Origin of the sequence: Peribacillus deserti, from assembly GCF_002863585.1 — a bacterium.
Taxonomy (GTDB): Bacteria; Bacillota; Bacilli; order Bacillales; family DSM-1321; genus Paraperibacillus; species Paraperibacillus deserti_A.
The window spans coordinates 1-16,473 of sequence record NZ_PGUY01000033.1 but is presented as its reverse complement, the minus strand read 5'-3'; the positions used below and the strand labels follow the sequence as shown (position 1 = coordinate 16,473).

Sequence of the window (16,473 nt, the reverse complement as noted above, 5' to 3'; positions counted from 1 at the left end):
AATACTTAAAGCCCTTTGAGTTATTATGTGACTGACATTAATTTAGCACTTAAAGTTGTTTATAATTACCCATTGTTTGAAGCTGCACTATATATCGTTGCCACTTTACAAAAATATCGTATCCAATAAACAAATTAAACTCTCAGTATTAACTTTCTCTTCCATTTCATGTTTGTACGTTAACGTAACATAAAAGAAGGGTATAACGTACAATTGTGCCACCCATATATATTCGAAACAGTAGGCCTTTAAGCTCAAGAATGCCCTTTAGTGTATACAGAAGATTAAAACGTCTATTAAACTATCTTATATAACCAGGTTCTCTTGTTAAAAAAATTTTCAAGAAATTCATCAAACAGGGGATTATCAGCAAGCACGGCATATATTTTTTACTGAAATTCTTTCCATTCTCGCAATCCTGGTCGCCTTGCTTACGTTATTTCCTTTCAGATCATAATGCATTATCACAATCATAGGTCAGTGTATGTATCTGAAGCTGGATCTTCTTCAAATCTTCGGAAGGATCCATTGAAGGGAATCTCCCTAAATTAGTATCGTGATTTCTTCAGTTAGCGACCAGGACAATATTCCTTCACCTTTAGGTAAACGTTCCCCCATTTCAAAGCGGGGTTCAGTAGGGGGGATAATCGTAGTGGAGGGAGTTTGATTGACATAAAAGTAAAATTACAGGTTTCAAATAGTTGAAGGGTAGTGAAAAATAAATGATATATATATGGAACGTCGAGGAGATTATTAGAAATACATTACTTGAACACAATTTAGATATTAATTATGAATTTAACAATAGCCTAACCTCCCCTATGAGTTATAATGTATCGACCAATACTATAAAATTTAATTATCTTGAAGTAAACGGTTATAAAGGAAAAATTAGAATTAAAGAAACAGAAGAAAACTTTGTTAAAATTATTCTTTATCATGAGCTAGGTTATTATTTATATTTTAAGAAAAACAAACCTGATTTAAGAATTTTAATGTATGGAGGCGAAGAAGAAAAAGAAAATCTTCATTCAGAAATCGATAAGAATGCCTGGGATTATGGAAGAACATTGGTTCCTGAAGAACTAGTAAAGTCATATGATAAAGTACGTGAATTAGATAAATTGCTACTAAAAAGGTTATAAAGAAAATATTTGCCCTAAAACCAAGCTTAATAAGTTTTCTATATATTAGGTATATCAAATTATAACCGTAGAATTAGTCCTACTAGTTTTCCCGTCAAAATTAAAAAAATGATAAAATCAAAAAGCAATAAAACTATTAAAGAAAACGTAAACGTAAAAGTAAATCTTCACAATAAAAATCAAACTATTACATAAAAATTACGAAAAAAGTAATCTTAAAACTAAGCGTGTTCTCGTTCACCTCTTCGTTAAGCCCCGTATGATCTATACAATCGGCCTTGAGTACTAAAAAATTCTCACCTCTCCACCGAGCATGTTTACTAGTACAGCGCAATAGGTATGACGTATATATATATTATGAAACAGACGAGTTACAAAATGTTTGATTGGTATATTCAAGCTGGGCTTGGGTAAAAAACAGTGCAAGTAGCGTTCTTAAAATCTTCGATGAACTTTGCTATATATAATAGAAGGAACTCAGTTGACCATGAAGTATAAAAAGGAAGGGCCACTAAATTCTCGCCTTCGGTTCCACACTCAACATATGTTGTGTGCTTTTCACAGTATTGCGATTATATTCTACTTACATTAAGGAGTGGTTTAACCACTCCTTAATTATATATTTTAAATGTTGATCCATTTTATCCGGCTAGAAAAATGTCGACACATCTAAATTTTCATAAACCATCTCTCTTCTTTTTCCTTTCGCCAAAGTAATGAGTGGAGAGACTAAGTAAGTCTTAGAAACTTTAATCAGCATACAAAAAAGCTTGAGGCGATTAATATATCCTCAAGCTTTGTGCTCTCTGAAATGTTCCATCTTATAAATTTACCTTCTTTTTACTAAATAACTACCCTGGTGTACAGGTAGTAATTTTTCTATTTAGTAAGGAAGTGCACTGCCCACCAAATTTCTTATGATCAATGCCGTCACAAAGTAAGCGGTCTTATGTTCTTGATCATATAGGTCCACTTCTATTGGATATTTCTCTTCATCGATCGGCGTTTCACTCATGACTTCGGTGGCGTAATAATCGAATTTTTTATTGCGTTCCTTCAGTAATTGAGATAGGTCTTCTAGAGTAAATCGGGAGTAAACAAAGTCAAGGTGTTCGGGTGAAAGATACCAATTTTCTATCCACGGGTGAAATTCCCGGGGGCAAAGTTTTCCCGCTTTTTCTTCAAGAAAAGGGATGACCTTCTCTAAGATTAGTTTATTCACACGCAGCTCTTTGCCTATCAAAATGATCTCTTTGAGGAGATCCTCATTCGCCATCTTCTTTCTGCTGAATAATCTGAGGAATAAAGACATATGCCGCCCCCTAGATCTTTTTAAAATTTTTTCTTGCAATAATAAGCACCCAGCAAGAGCCTGAGTGCTTATCTCAACAATCAATATGGAAGAGAATTCGCCACAATATCCCTGATCATAAGTGCTGTGACAAAGTAAGCAGTTCGGTACTCGTCCTCGAATTGGTCCACTGGGATAGGGTACTTCTCTTCATCGATAAGCGTTTCGCTTATGGCATCATTTGCGTAATAATCGTACTTATCATCACGCTGCTCAGCCAGTTGAGAGAGGTCCTCGAGGGAGAAGTGACTATACACAAATTCAAGCAGCTGCGGTGAGTAATACCACTCATCAATCCAAGGGTGAAATTCCCTCGGCCCAAGCTCCCCTGCTTTCTCTTTGAAATAAGGATTTGTTTTTCTTAGGATTCTTTCAGGGATCCCCAGTTCCCTTCCTCTGCTCAGGAGTTTTTCTAATAACTCATCATTTTCTAACTTACGTTTCCCGAACAATTTTTGAAATAAGGACATGCCCCTTCTCCTTGCCTGTTAATGTTTGCAAATTTTCCTTAAAAAAATAATACGAACAGTAAAGTAACTAATTCAGTGGATCATACTAGGCAGCTCGGTTTAGATTAACCAACCTATTAAACTAAGAAGCCGAAAAATCAACAAACACTAACAAGCACTCAACAGATTGTGAGTGCTAATTTCTGTTTTAATAAGGAAGCGCACTTCCAATAATATCTCGAATCCTAAGAGCAGTAACAAAAAAAGCAGTTTTAATGTCAGGTTCATATTGATCTACTTCTATTGGATATTTTTCTTCGTGAATCTGTGATTCATCTATTATTTCATTCACATAAAAATCGTAAGCTACATCACCTTGTTTTGACAGTTCAAATAGGTCATCTTTGGTGAAATGAGTATGAACCCAAACAAGAAAGTCAGGTGAATAACTCCAGTCCTCAATCCAAGGATGAAATTCGCGCTGACCCAGCTTTGCAGATTTTTCCTCAAAAAAAGGAATGACCTCTCTTAGAATAATGGGATGGATATGATAATCCTTACACACAAGCTTCATCTTTTCGAGGAGTTCCTGATTATCCATCTTCTTCTTATTAAATAACTTTTGAAAAAAGGACATTAACTCTTCCCCCGCTGTTAAGTAATTTTTCTATCTAGTAAGGAAGTGCACTACCCACCATATTTCTTATGATCAATGCAGTCACAAAGTAAGCGGTCTTATGCTCTTGATCATATTTGTCGACTTCTATTGGATATTTCTCTTCATCTATCGGCGTTTCTCGCATTACATCATTAGCGTAATAGTCATATTTTTTATTGCGTTCCTTCAGTAATTGAGATAGGTCTTCCAGAGTAAAACGGGAGTAAACAAATTCAAGGAATTCGGGGGATAGGTACCACTTTTCTATCCACGGGTGAAATTCCCGGGGACCAAGTTTTTCCGCTTTTTCTTCAAGAAAAGGGATGACCTTCTCTAAGATTAGTTTATTTACCCGCAGCTCTTTGCCTATTAAAATGATCTCTTTGAGGAGCTCCTCATTTTCCATTTTCTTTTTGCTGAACAGTTTCTGAAAAAAAGACATTGTGGGCCTCCTTTTCTATTAGTGTTTTTTTTCGGTTTCATTTTTTCTATAACCATTAGCAATAATGCAAAAATCTCAAAACCAAGTGCAATCATAACTACAATTAACCAGACTTCACCATCCCAACTGGGAAAATTGATAACTAGCGAGCCAATTAGAAAAAATATGGCTATATTACTCTTTACAAATATAGAAATAGATTTGCCTTTGTTTTTTTGAGTTGTTTTCGGAATTAGCTGTGCTTCCAAGTCCCGTTCTCCTTTTTGGTGCAATGTATTTAAGGTAGGTGCTGCTATGTATCATCTTGAAATTAGACGAAGGTGCTGCCAAATATGTATGTTTAAAAAATCATTGTTAACAAGAACATCTGCCATAATAAAAATAGAAAGAATACTATGCTAATAAGCCTGCTTACCACAAAAGGAACTCTATAAATGATATCTTGCGCATAATAATTTAAACCTGAAAAAGTTAGAGCTATCAACTTAAAAAAATATGTTCTAATTGAATCCTTTTCTTCGAATGCATTCATTTCATATAAATATAGTACTGGCCGGGGAGCAAAAATGGAGAAAAACGCAAAAATTGTATTTAAAATTAAGATCAGCCAAACATACCCGCTTGGCAATGGAATGTCTGCACCATATAGCATGGCCGCCATCAAAGTTAATACGATAAAGGCCATGCCGTAGCCAATAACTTTTTTCATAAAACTAATCATCATCCTTACTAGTTTCTAAAATAATCCGAAATAACCGAAAAAATTAGGTTATTAAAGTCCTCAACCCTCATTGGAATAACAAAGATTTCATTTTCTTTTACATTATCATAATCCATAATCCATAAGTAGTTTCCCATATTTAAAAAGAAGAATATTTGGCTAATAGATAAGACATCCTGCTCAAAATTTATCTCCATTAATGAGGCATTGTCAAATTCAAAAGCATTTGCTTCAAAATCTTCTAAGAATCTACTTAATGAAAAAGGGAGATTTCTAGCTAGTAGATTACTGACGGATTCGTTAGTCAAGTGGTGTAATTGATTAAAGATATCCTCATTCAGCTTTAGTGTTTCCAATTTATCGATTTCATGGGAGGATACAAGACCTCCTTGACATGAGTTTTGAAGGACTTTCTTCAATTCCTGGCTATTTATGATTTCTAGGCTATGGATTCCATCTGAAATCCTTTGCAACAGCAGGTTATTTCGGTTAAGTGAATGAATAAACGTCACTTTTTGTCCTCTAATGATCCTGACTTTTTTTTTCGAGTGTACGAGAAGCGTTATCAGGCTCTCCAGCCCTTCCTCGATATAACTTTCCCGCTGTTCATTCCAAAACCCTTTTATCTTTAAAGAAGCTTCAGTTTCTTTGAGGAATTTGTCAAAGTCTTCTTCGCTATTTAATTCATTTTGGCCATTAATCACATCGGTTGCCATAGATTCATAGCCGCAAAGAGCTAAAACTGAAGCTAGCTCATTCGTTGTTAATGATATTCCTCTTCCTTTAACTGTGTTCATCCTCGAGCTCCTTTACTATCTAAATAAACCAGTGACAAACTTACCCGCATTGGATAAAGAATCTGCCGTATCGCTCGTAAAGTCTTTTACTTGGTCTGTAAAATTTAGCAAGTGCTTCTTAACTTCTTTCGATTTTTCCCCTATTTCTTTTCCAGCTTTTTCTCCAAGATTTTTAATTTCATCTTCAAAAGCAAAAGACGAAACAATACCTATAGTAGCTCCCACAGCCCCGCCAATAAGAGTACCCGGCCCAGGACAGAACATGGTTCCTATAGCAGCGCCCCCAGTAGTCAATGCAGCTATCCCTGCATCCATTCCTAATCCAGCAGCAGCCCGCCCCGCCTTCTCAGAGGTTGATTTGTATTTATTTCCGTCATTAAAGAATTCAGACCCGTTAGTGACAACAGAAATACCTAATCCCACATAAGGAATCCTTTTTACTAGGCCCGTTACACCCTTTACAGTGACAAACTGCTTTAGTGTTGCCGAAACATCAAGGGGGAAACGTCTGTAATTTTCAACGCCTTCTTCAATAAATTTCAAATTAGGAAAATGTTCATTTAAAATCCTTCTTAAGCTCCTCTCATTAGTGTTTGGACTATAACCTACTAATTCCCTAAGCAGCCGGCTTGGTGCATTTTGATATTTATTAAAATATTCCTTGATAAAGGAAATCGGGCTAGAACTGCCTTTCTTTATTACTTTATACAAAGCGGCTGCAAGGGGGCTTTCATATTTGCCTTTATTCTTTATCCAGCCCTTTGCGGCTTTTATAGTATAATTACCTTCTCCGTCCTTTACGAATTCAAGCCTTTTAGACGCTAAAATTAAAAATGTAGCACTACCCTTTAGCGCATCCTTAACACCGGTTGTCTTCCCAAACTTATCCAGCCAGTCTGTAACCATTCCAAGAAACGTAGAATCCCCCTGTTCAATGGATAGTTCCAATGCGGACTCAATCAGCTTTGAAAGGGAATCATTTTTCTCAAGGTACGTGTTGATTTCATTCATAGTCTCCTTGCTTAGGTAGACACCGCCTTTGCTCCAGCCCTCGACCTTGGAAATGAACTGTCCGACTTCATCCAGGTTCTTTTGCACTTCTTTTAAGGACTTTCCTGCATCGCTGTCCAGCTTATGGAGATCCTCCACTGTTTTCTGATTATGTAAGTTTGCGCGGTTTAGCAGGGAATCCATTCGGCTGAAGCTTAAGGGAGCAGAGCTCACAAGGTCGCTTACTTTGGAGAGCTCTTCGTTAATGGAATCAATGATGGTACGGGCGATATTCTCAAATTTTTGGAGAGCCTGCTTGATGTCATGCTCGATGAAGTCTTGGCGGACCACACCGTTTGGGGTTTCGTAATCCGAGATCAGCTCTTTCACTTTCTTCAGTTCATCCATATAAGTCTGCTGGAACTGGTTCAATAGAAGGATGGCGGGTATATGTATGGTTGTGAAGTGGTCTTTGATGGCGTTTCCGCCGCTTCCTTCAAGGGCATCCCCGAGATCTATGATCTTATTGACGGCGTCACGGACATCTAATATAGATTCTTTTTCTTTCTTTTTTTGCTGAAGTGACTTGTCAATGCTGGCAAATACTTCTGACACATCTATCGCTTTCATCTTGGCCCCCCGCTGCTGATTTCTTGTCCAAGCTCCTCTTCAACCTGGATGAATTCCTGGATCTTCTTTAATGCATCCTGCTGAAATTCGGTAAGCAGCCGCTTGTAATTCGTCATGACCTGATAGTAGGAATTCTCGATTTCCTCCATGGCGGAAGCGAATTCCATGGACGTATTGGAGAATCCGGCGTCATGTTTTACCACTTCAAGTGCCTGAAGTTTGGTGTTCAGCTCGTTAAATGCAGAGGTAACTTCCTGTTCTTTAATTTTAATTTCCATATCTGTTTTCTCCTTAATTCATTAACAGATTTAGTTCAGAATTCATGGACCCTATCCGTGAGCGTGCTGACGAAATAAGATCCTCATAGTACGTGATCTTATCCTCGAGATCCTGAAGAATGGCTTCTGTATCCTCACCTGAGAGCAGATTATACTCGCTCTCCATCTCACTCCGGATTTCTTCAAAGTCCCGAGCATGTCTGCCTGCCCAGGTATGGGCTGACAGAGCTGGCTCCTTCACCAGCTGCCTGTTTGTGTGAAATTCTTCCTGTTCGCTGGAAATCTGCGCATAAGCATTCTTTAGGCGCCTTACTTTATCTTCATAATCACGAACCAATGAACCCAGCTGGCTGATTCCGCTGTTCAGGCTATGAATCTTTGCCTCATTATGCTCCATGGGTCAACCTCCTGTACAGTTAAGCAAAAACAAAGATATATAAATTTTACCAAACCAGCCTCAACATAAAAATAGTTCGATTCAGCCACATATCAGTGGACATATGAGCAAATGGAATTAGATTTATCCCTTTTCTTTTTCCAGAATTTATAAATCTAAAACCCTGAATTTAATATTTTTTCAACAATTTCCAAATCCCAGCAAGTTTTTATTGACCCTCTATAGGTAAAATCAATATAAATTTCCGTAAAATTCGTAAAAAAATGACAATAACTTCATATTGAAGAGCCCTGCTTGAAAAATAGAAAGGCAAGAGAAATACTCATTTACACCATTTCTAGCAATTAGGATAATAGACCTAAAGGGGGGGTGAAATTATAAGACTTTTTTCGCAAACTTTGTTGTTATTGAACAAGGGAGTTGATTGGAACGTGAGGATGCTCACTTTCCGCGGGGCGGGCGGTGAGCATCCTCGGCTCCCCTGTGGGGTCGCTGCTCCCGCAGGAGTCTCGCACTTTACGTTCCAATCAATCTGTATTAAAGAGAATTCATTTGCAGCAATAAATAAAAAAAGGATTTAGGGGGATTTATCATGGAAATGAGAAGAAGCTTTATTATTAATCAAGACACGGTACTAATTAAGTCAGAATTTGATTCGAATGGATATCACTGCTCAAGGGTTATTCAGGGTACAGATACGTTCCTTGTCAGACAAAAGCCTTTAGACATCATTGATGATAGCATGTTGTATTACGGAGCATCTGATCTCCAGGGAGGTATCCGTGCTGCCAGGTACTCCCTTGGTAATATCAGCATGTGTCCTGTCTCTGTCTGCTCTCAGCTTGATCTCTACTGGTTCCCGCTTTTCTCGCCAAAGAACGAAAAATGCATCTGGCTTTCCCACTCCCATGTCCTTAAACCTGATAAACTCTCTCCTTCAACCACAAGAGTAAACTTAAGATTTGGCCATTCCTTCGAGCTTGATATGAAGATCAGTCGATTCAAGGAAAAATACAGCCGGGCTACCGACCTTAAATACACCATCCAGGAACGGACAAAAAAAGCGATGACCTTTTATTATGACCCACACAAGGGGCTGCACATGGTGAGCGAATCTTCGTTTACATATAACAGTCCGAAAATTTAATCAGCGCTTTTACATATATCAAGGAACCTGTATGGATAGACTCCACACGATGCTTTACTTTCTTATAAGAATGATCCACTTATTTAGGCAGGTCTCAGTTATCACGTCATCCGTGCTCATTACCTTTCCGAATAAATCAGCCTTATTCTGGGAACTTATATAAAAGACATATTAGTACGACAAAGTAATTATTTAATCGAAGAAGGTGACATATTTGGCTAATCAGGAACATACAGACAATAAGGAAATGAAGAGAAATTCGTATGAAACCAGTAAGAAAATCGAAGAAACCGTTCATTTAGATCAGGCGCCAGAAGCCCATAGCTTCGGCCACCAGGTTACAGAAGATGGTGAGTAACAAACATTTCCATGCTGGTTTTGTACCATATTTGAACCGGACCTAAAATAAACATGCCATGTTAAAGAAGGGATCTCTTACCTGGAACTCCCTTCTTTCATTTGTACTAATTCTATGAATTTCAGTTCAATTAAATCTTATATACATTATTTTAGTGCTTCTTAAAATACATCATCATCTCTTTATTAACGGTGAACAATCATTACTGGATGGCGTCCAATACAAAAAAAGAAGCCAAGTCGGCCCCTCTTATCTTTCACATGCAATTCCGTCTTTGTCTCTATCGCTTTTTGTGTTCTTATCGTATAGAGCTTTGTGAGCAAAAGGCTTATACTTTGTCTTGCCACCCTTGTTCTTGGTTGTCGACGACTTAGCTACGCCGCCCTTATACACTTTGTTCAGCTCTGTGCAGTTCTTGTATGTGACAACTTTTACTTTAGCTGCGGCTTCAGTATTTTGAACGGGTGAGAATGACAGAATCAAACCGGCAGACAATAAAATGGATGCTGCTTTTTTCATAATTACCATTCCTTCCAGTATATTACTATTCCAAACTATAGTTTAAGGGTTTACAAATGAACCCGCAACATCCAATTTCATCCATTTCTTTCTAGTGATTTTAAAGAATTTTAATTTATTAAAAACCACTATCCCATTATTAAGGAAAAAGGACATCCCTATATAAGCAGGAATGTCCTTTTTTATGGTCAAGTTGTCTGATTGTCTACTGCTGCTACTGCTTCGAGTTCCACCAATTGATCTCTATATCCTAATACTGTAACCCCTGATAAGGTGCTTGGAACATCCCACTCACCAAATTCTTTCCTTATTGTTTCCCACGCGGTGACTAGATCAGACCGGTTCTGGGATGCTACCAGAACCCTGGTATATATAACGTTTTCTAATGTGGCTCCGCACTCTTTCAATGCTTCTTTCAAATTCTCCACACAAAGCTTTGCCTGAAGCCGATAATCCCCTGCATGGGATACGATACCTTCTTTATTAAGAGGACAAGCACCCGCTAAAAAGAATAGTTCCTTCCCTGCAGGCACCCGGCTGGCGTATGCATAATCTACAGGAGCTAAAGCTGCAGAGCGAATCAATGAAATTTTATTGTCCATTAGATCACATCCTTTGCCGTAATTTCCATTACTAAATATCTCTTACAAAAATACCCTAATATACTTATTCATTGACTACAGGCTGCCCGTCTGTGAGATAGATAGACGTTCAAGTATATTCATATATATCCCGAGCATTGTAAAAGGCGTCCTTCTGGTTAATTTAGTAAATTCGTATGTCCCGTATGTGGTAATTTTCATCATCCATTTTTATGATTTAGTAAATATCGAAATAATATTCTGAAAAAGGGATTGACAAAAATAAAGTAAAGTTTATACTAATCACAATTTATTACATATAAATAGGAGTCTTTTAGAAGCAAACCGTATGTGTTCTAAATTGTCTTTCTAAATTGAATAGGAGTGTGTTCATTATGAATAAATTCGATCATTTAAACAAAAGTTTTATTAACGGTAAATGGGTGGAAGGCGCAAGTTCGCGTACATATGACATCACAAACCCATATGATCATGAAAAAATCACTACTGTTAAACTAGCAACTGCACAACAGTTAGAAGAAGCATTTGAAATTGCTAAAAAAGCGCAAAAGGAATGGGCTAAATCCTCTGCTGAAGAAAGAAGAGCTATCCTTCGTAAAGCTGCTGATTACCTGCATGCTAACCGCGACGAAATTGTTGACGTTGTTATCCGTGAAACAGGTGGAACCGTTATAAAGTCGAACCATGAAGTGCAAGTTTCTATCGACGAAATCGAAGAAGCTATTCGTATAGCCGATGAAATATATAAAATAAAAGAATTACCTTCTCATGTTCCGGATAAAATCAATCAAGTTCACCGCTTGCCATTAGGAGTTATATCTTCAATATCGCCTTTTAACTTCCCTATGAACTTGTCCATGAGAACTATTGCACCAGCAATTGCATTAGGAAATACAGTTGTACATAAGCCAGATATTCAAGTTGGCTTATCAGGTGGAGCAATTATTGCAAAGGCGTTTGAAGAAGCTGGATTACCTGCTGGTGTATTCAATAACATCATGACTGATTTGACAGAGATTGGAGATGGAATGTTAGAAAATCCAATTCCACAACTAATCAGCTTCACAGGTTCTACTCCAGTTGGTAGACATATTGCCGCTATTGCCGGTAAACATTTAAAACGTGTAGCACTCGAATTAGGTGGAAATGGACCATTCGTAGTTCTCTCTGATGCTGATGTAGACCCAGCAGTTGATGCTGCTCTATTCGGTAAATTCCTGCATCAGGGACAAATTTGTATGATTGTTAACCGCTTTATAATCCATAAAGATAAATATGATGAATTTGTTCACAAATTTGTAGAGAGAGCTAGCAAATTACCTTATGGAGACCCACGAGACCCATCAACTGTAATTGGTCCTCTAATCAATGAGCGCCAACTTCAAAAAGCAGAAGCTGTTGTTGAACAGGCTAAAAAAGATGGAGTAAAACTTGCTTTGGAAGGAAGACGTGCAGGAAATATCATCACACCTTATGTCTTCGTTGACGTAGACAACGCTAGTAATCTAGCCCAAACTGAATTGTTTGCTCCAATTGCAACTATGATTAAAGCAGAAACAGATGAACAAGCAATTGAACTTGCGAATGACACAGAATACGGACTAAGCTCTGCTATCTTCACTGCTGACTTAGCAAAAGGAGCAGAACTTGCTGTTGAAATTGATGCTGGTATGACGCATGTTAATGACCAAAACGTAAACGCTAACCCTGACCTGCCATTCGGTGGAACCAAAGGCAGCGGCTTAGGACGATTTGGTACTCCATATGTAGTTGACGAGTTTACTGTTGTAAAATGGGTGTCTCTTCAAACTAAATACCGTCAATTCCCTTATTAATAAATATTTTATAAAAGGAGGTGCTTTTCACCTCCTTTTTTTTACCCTAAGTTGCGACCCCTTGAAAACGGTCCATCCACTTTTTTCAACGTTTATGGTAGCCAATAACGTGCTGTATATATTAAATTATTTATTTTTATGGTTCTCCTCTGCTGATTCCACTTGATCCAATTTTCGTATGTTGTCATTAAGGGAACTCAATTCCTCTTCAATTGCGGACAGCCGTTTTTCCAGCGGGGACAGATTCCCGTTCACGAACTCCAGTTTTTCCAGATTATGCTGCAGCTGTAAGTACTCGTCCTTTAACTCTAGAATTTTATTTTGAATCTCATTCCTATTCATGTACTGATTCACTACTCCTTGTTCATCTATTAACCTGCCTTAAGTTAATATTAAGATCTGTTGCAGGATATTTGGGATAATAAGCGTAATAAAAATTAATTGCATCATATAACGAAATAATTGCCGCGTATGAAAAAATTATTGCTATGTATAGGAAAATAATTGCATCGGATAAAAATTTAATTGCGCTAAACCAGAAATTCCGGGTGAAACAAGCAGAACGAACATTATACAATCTGCATTTCTACTCTTCCTTGGTTATGTTCCCAACGGCTGTAAGGATTTCGTTACGTGCTCGATTTCGGTGTGACTGCATAAACACATTGGCTGCATGGCTATCTATAGCCTTCATACTTGAAATAATCGCTCTTGTTCCACTAAAGAGTGAAATGGAAGCGGAATTTAAAAAGAGCAATGTTCATTTTAATGGCAGATATTACAAAAATTAAGGCGGGCCTTTAAAACAGAGCCCATTCGAAAATAGGCTTTTTTATTCTTTATTTTAACTGGATATCTTTGCAACTAGTAAATGGGGGTTACTCTATAAGCAAAGCATCTATTACAGACTTTTCATGTCAGAGCGGCAAAATGGCTTCGGTCACCATTTCCCATTCGTGGATGTCGAAACCTCTCGCTCCCTGAATAATATATGGATCCTCTTTGACCCATTGTTCCACTTCCTCCAGTGTGCCGGCCCGATAAATGACCAGCCCTCCTGCCCCGTCAGGAAAGCGTCCATTGGCAAATATTTTTCCTTCCCTTCGTTTCTCATCCAGAAAGGTAAGATGCTCCGCACGGTATTCTTGACTCTTTTCCTGATTTAACGTTGGTAAAAAAACAGCATAATATCTCATTGAATGTTCATCCTCTCTATGATTCTAGCAGGTTACCTGATCAAGAGGTCTTCACTGATCAAGAACAATATCGGCAAAATGCTGCAGCCCTTTATCAATGGCTAAAAGCATTTCTGTAGAGCTGTTCTTCCTCGATTTTAACATGCTTAAGTTGAAATGATTAAGGTTACAGCCTTATTATGTAAATCATGTCCATATAATCCTTTATGCCAACAATCACCCAAGAAATAACCCACAATGCTATCGGGATGAATAAGCTCACAACTGCTTGTCTCCATGGGTAGATGGTATTTTTCTTTCGCAGCAGTTTATCTATAGTGAAAAATAAGATGGAAGCCGCTAAGCTGTACGGTAGAAGTACAAGTCCGAATAAAACGTGCAATATCAGAGAAACAAGTACCGCTCTCAGCCTGTTTTCACTTACCCTTGATAAAAACTGTCCTGCCAGATCACTAAAGATCGATGTGGCTATGCCGTATAAAAGGACCGCTGGGAAAAAGTACATCAAAAATAGATTTACAATCGCAGTTGTTGAAATGAAATAGTTTTGTCCAACGACAAATCCTTCTCTATATGGATTTGGTATAATAACACCCAATAAAAGGGCGAGTAACGAACTTGAGATGGAAGCCGCGATCATTTTCCTTTGAATCAACTGACCACCTCCCCATTTAATTATTACTTTATTCTAGTAGATACTATTTCTTTTTTAAATCATACCAACCTTTTGCATGAATAAGTTCTATTTCTGGTTTAGATGTACACGCCCCCAAAAGTGTAAGAACTAGTATAAAACCTAGTAGCATAAAAATTCTTTTCAGGTAAACTCCCCCTTTAATCCATATCCAGTGCATGATTTGGAGTGAGAAGTAATCAATTAAGTATAAAGTTATTTTTTGAAAAATGAAATAAATGGTAACAGAAAAGAAAGCAAAATTTTATTTCTCCTGAAATTTTAGTAAGGCTAAAATAAGGCTCTATATCTACAAAAAGTAACCTGCTCGAAATCCGTGTTGCGTTTTTTTGTTTTACAACTGTATCCATAGGGTTTTATTTATAGGCTCTTCCATGAACTTATTCATTAGAACGTTTATAATCCATGCAAAATGTAACTCTCCTAAAAACTTATACAGATTAACAAAAAAATAATTCTTAGTACTTACCAATTGTCCAAAAACCCCATATTAGATCAATAACAAACTTTCATTCCATAAAAGAATAAATGATTAAATCCTTCAATAAAGTGAAGGAGGAGGGTTGCGATATGAGTCAAAAAGGATGCGTTAAATGCGGAAGCCAGGAGGCAGGAACAAAAGATGTAGCCATGACCGGAACGGGCTTGTCGAAGCTGTTTGATGTTCAGCATAACCAGTTCACCGTAGTCTATTGCAAGAAATGCGGTTATTCAGAACTCTATAATAAACAATCAAGTACAGCTTCAAATCTGCTGGATTTATTCTTAGGATGAACCATAATCCGGTCATTTTTGGCCGGTTTACTATTTTTTACTAACACAGTATTCCTTAATCTGTTATTATAATTACCAATAGTTAACCTCACAGAATATCAGTTAACATATTTTAAAAATGTCCAGATTGGAGGAAAGTTATGTATAAGCTGCGGGGCCATCATCTATTCTGCCTTTTGGGTTATCGGGGTATGGGCTATTCCCAAGAATACGTGGAAAATATGACACGTATGCACCAAACACTGAGAGAAAACCCTAAAATCATGATTGAACTGGTACTGGGGCCCGATCAGTTATGTGAAAAGTACCCAAACTCAGGTGAATACCACTGTCAAAACGCTCATATTTATGGCAGAGATGCTGTGATCCTGGAGAAATTGGGTCTTAAAATCGGACAAATTCTAAGCTGGGAGAAAATCGAGTCGTTAATCCGAACGTATATCGTCCCTTCCGACATTCAGGTAATATGTGAATCCTGTTCATGGCGTTCATATGGAGTATGTGAGGAAGGTATTCGCGAAATTCATGAGGGGAAAGGCTTAAGGGAAGTGCAGTGAACCCTCCCTCTCGAAAATTTGATTGCATGCAAGTCTGGGAAAAATACATACATTAGGCAGTTTACTTTGAATGTGACACAAAAGTTCAAGAAGAGTCAGAACAAACCCTGCTGTATACAGCATTATCTAAAGAAATGTTGAGTCATTTGCTTTTTAAGAAATTGGAAAACATGGCATCCACTACTTAATTTAAAGTCGGAAATTACTCAAATTGTGTACAAACTATTAGAGTACGTGCTTTTTTGAGGAGTGTAATTAATCCTATATTGGGGACTACTTTTTAAAAAAGCATGACGAGAATAAAAGCTATATACAATAGTTTGAAATCATAAAATCTGAAACTCTACCAAATGGCTAGAACAGCAAGAACCAAACATACCACAGCTAAAGCAAACATGAGGATAGAAATCTTTACATTCCTTCGCATTTTAACACCATATGCAAAAAAGAATATAGCAGCCGCTGCTTTAGAGCCGCCTTGATAGTAATTACCCGAAAAAATAGAACTGCTTAATATGATGGAGATCAGCAAAGTAAAAAGGATCAGCGATTTAAACCACAATGGCTCTCGCTGGAATAGTTTGATCATAATTAATATCCGCTGCATAGCCTCTCCCCTTACATTGTTTAGTTTATTTCAAGATATGTAGGCATTTCAAAAGTATAACTTTTCCTTCGTCAGATATTTCTGTTAACTTATTATATCAGAGCAAAGCGCCTGACAGCATCAGGCGCTTTGCTTGTGAGGATATTCCTTTTTTGTACCGGTTTGTTCAAAATTCGAAATTTATACTGAATACATGCGGAATTGCATTCATGAAGCTAACAATACTCGATTGCTCATTGCTCCTGAAACTCATAAGCTTTTGGGATTAAGTCCGTATAATTGTGTAAAAAGAAAGAGTCATTTTATTCACTCTTGGCTACACTGTT

Annotated in this window: 22 protein-coding genes; 6 read left to right on the top strand and 16 right to left on the bottom strand. The window is 37.5% G+C overall.

Going from position 1 to position 16,473, the window contains the following annotated elements; translation table 11 throughout:
• Positions 1-722: 722 nt before the first annotated feature.
• Positions 723-1,145, top strand: coding sequence for a hypothetical protein (locus tag CUU66_RS10890; RefSeq protein WP_101642013.1), 423 nt, complete (start codon positions 723-725; stop codon positions 1,143-1,145).
• An 883-nt stretch (positions 1,146-2,028) separates the two neighbouring features.
• On the opposite strand, the gene CUU66_RS10885 is transcribed toward CUU66_RS10890, so the two are convergent.
• The 10 genes from CUU66_RS10885 to CUU66_RS10845 form a co-directional block, all read right to left on the bottom strand.
• Positions 2,029-2,457 (bottom strand): hypothetical protein, encoded by a 429-nt coding sequence (locus CUU66_RS10885; protein ID WP_101642011.1) that lies wholly within the window; start codon positions 2,455-2,457, stop codon positions 2,029-2,031.
• 80 nt (positions 2,458-2,537) lie between these two features.
• Complete coding sequence (locus tag CUU66_RS10880; RefSeq protein ID WP_101642009.1) at positions 2,538-2,966, bottom strand: hypothetical protein; 429 nt, start codon at positions 2,964-2,966, stop codon at positions 2,538-2,540.
• Between the two features lie 187 nt (positions 2,967-3,153).
• Positions 3,154-3,582, bottom strand: a complete 429-nt coding sequence (locus CUU66_RS10875) for a hypothetical protein (RefSeq protein WP_101642007.1) — start codon at positions 3,580-3,582, stop codon at positions 3,154-3,156.
• Positions 3,583-3,616: 34 nt separating this feature from the next.
• Positions 3,617-4,045, bottom strand: a complete 429-nt coding sequence (locus CUU66_RS10870) for a hypothetical protein (RefSeq protein WP_101642005.1) — start codon at positions 4,043-4,045, stop codon at positions 3,617-3,619.
• On the bottom strand, positions 3,973-4,293 hold the full coding sequence (locus CUU66_RS23765) for a hypothetical protein (RefSeq protein ID WP_142383719.1): 321 nt from the start codon (positions 4,291-4,293) through the stop codon (positions 3,973-3,975). Before CUU66_RS23765 ends, CUU66_RS10870 begins: the two co-directional genes overlap by 73 nt.
• A gap of 92 nt (positions 4,294-4,385) precedes the next feature.
• Positions 4,386-4,754 carry a hypothetical protein gene (locus tag CUU66_RS10865; RefSeq protein ID WP_101642003.1) on the bottom strand — a complete coding sequence of 123 codons (369 nt, stop codon included), beginning with the start codon at positions 4,752-4,754 and terminating at the stop codon, positions 4,386-4,388.
• Between the two features lie 20 nt (positions 4,755-4,774).
• A complete protein-coding gene (locus CUU66_RS10860) occupies positions 4,775-5,563 on the bottom strand; it encodes a hypothetical protein (RefSeq protein ID WP_101642000.1) in 789 nt (262 codons plus the stop codon).
• 15 nt (positions 5,564-5,578) lie between these two features.
• Positions 5,579-7,183, bottom strand: a complete 1,605-nt coding sequence (locus tag CUU66_RS10855; RefSeq protein WP_101641998.1) for a T7SS effector LXG polymorphic toxin — start codon at positions 7,181-7,183, stop codon at positions 5,579-5,581.
• Positions 7,180-7,461, bottom strand: a complete 282-nt coding sequence (locus CUU66_RS10850) for a DUF5344 family protein (RefSeq protein WP_101641996.1) — start codon at positions 7,459-7,461, stop codon at positions 7,180-7,182. The genes CUU66_RS10855 and CUU66_RS10850 overlap by 4 nt, the downstream gene beginning before the upstream one ends.
• A gap of 13 nt (positions 7,462-7,474) precedes the next feature.
• Complete coding sequence (locus CUU66_RS10845; protein WP_101641995.1) at positions 7,475-7,858, bottom strand: YwqH-like family protein; 384 nt, start codon at positions 7,856-7,858, stop codon at positions 7,475-7,477.
• Positions 7,859-8,450: 592 nt separating this feature from the next.
• On the opposite strand from CUU66_RS10845, the gene CUU66_RS10840 reads away from it, so the two are divergent.
• Both CUU66_RS10840 and CUU66_RS24150 read left to right on the top strand, forming a co-directional pair.
• The gene (locus tag CUU66_RS10840) at positions 8,451-9,005 is read left to right on the top strand and encodes a competence protein ComK (RefSeq protein WP_101641994.1); all 555 of its coding nucleotides are present in this window, start codon (positions 8,451-8,453) and stop codon (positions 9,003-9,005) included.
• A gap of 214 nt (positions 9,006-9,219) precedes the next feature.
• Entirely contained in the window at positions 9,220-9,363 is a 144-nt protein-coding gene (locus tag CUU66_RS24150) for a hypothetical protein (RefSeq protein WP_180955254.1), read from the top strand.
• A 249-nt stretch (positions 9,364-9,612) separates the two neighbouring features.
• Here the strand turns inward: CUU66_RS24150 and CUU66_RS10835 are convergent, their stop codons facing one another.
• Positions 9,613-9,882, bottom strand: coding sequence for an excalibur calcium-binding domain-containing protein (locus tag CUU66_RS10835; RefSeq protein ID WP_180955253.1), 270 nt, complete (start codon positions 9,880-9,882; stop codon positions 9,613-9,615).
• 188 nt (positions 9,883-10,070) lie between these two features.
• Positions 10,071-10,484, bottom strand: a complete 414-nt coding sequence (locus CUU66_RS10830; RefSeq protein WP_101641993.1) for a RidA family protein — start codon at positions 10,482-10,484, stop codon at positions 10,071-10,073.
• Between the two features lie 374 nt (positions 10,485-10,858).
• Between CUU66_RS10830 and CUU66_RS10825 the strand changes: the two genes are divergently transcribed.
• Positions 10,859-12,319, top strand: a complete 1,461-nt coding sequence (locus CUU66_RS10825; protein WP_101641992.1) for an aldehyde dehydrogenase family protein — start codon at positions 10,859-10,861, stop codon at positions 12,317-12,319.
• 126 nt (positions 12,320-12,445) lie between these two features.
• On the opposite strand, the gene CUU66_RS10820 is transcribed toward CUU66_RS10825, so the two are convergent.
• The 3 genes from CUU66_RS10820 to CUU66_RS10810 form a co-directional block, all read right to left on the bottom strand.
• Positions 12,446-12,661, bottom strand: coding sequence for an SE1832 family protein (locus tag CUU66_RS10820; RefSeq protein WP_101641991.1), 216 nt, complete (start codon positions 12,659-12,661; stop codon positions 12,446-12,448).
• Between the two features lie 575 nt (positions 12,662-13,236).
• The gene (locus tag CUU66_RS10815; protein ID WP_101641990.1) at positions 13,237-13,515 is read right to left on the bottom strand and encodes a YciI family protein; all 279 of its coding nucleotides are present in this window, start codon (positions 13,513-13,515) and stop codon (positions 13,237-13,239) included.
• 166 nt (positions 13,516-13,681) lie between these two features.
• Positions 13,682-14,170, bottom strand: a complete 489-nt coding sequence (locus CUU66_RS10810) for a hypothetical protein (protein WP_101641988.1) — start codon at positions 14,168-14,170, stop codon at positions 13,682-13,684.
• 609 nt (positions 14,171-14,779) lie between these two features.
• Here CUU66_RS10810 and CUU66_RS10805 point away from each other — a divergent pair.
• On the top strand, positions 14,780-14,983 hold the full coding sequence (locus tag CUU66_RS10805) for a zinc ribbon domain-containing protein (protein WP_101641985.1): 204 nt from the start codon (positions 14,780-14,782) through the stop codon (positions 14,981-14,983).
• Between the two features lie 140 nt (positions 14,984-15,123).
• Positions 15,124-15,540: a DUF1284 domain-containing protein gene (locus CUU66_RS10800; protein WP_101641983.1), complete on the top strand. Its 417-nt coding sequence runs from the start codon at positions 15,124-15,126 to the stop codon at positions 15,538-15,540.
• Between the two features lie 343 nt (positions 15,541-15,883).
• On the opposite strand, the gene CUU66_RS10795 is transcribed toward CUU66_RS10800, so the two are convergent.
• Positions 15,884-16,147, bottom strand: coding sequence for a hypothetical protein (locus tag CUU66_RS10795; protein WP_101641981.1), 264 nt, complete (start codon positions 16,145-16,147; stop codon positions 15,884-15,886).
• Between the last annotated feature and the right edge of the window lie 326 nt (positions 16,148-16,473).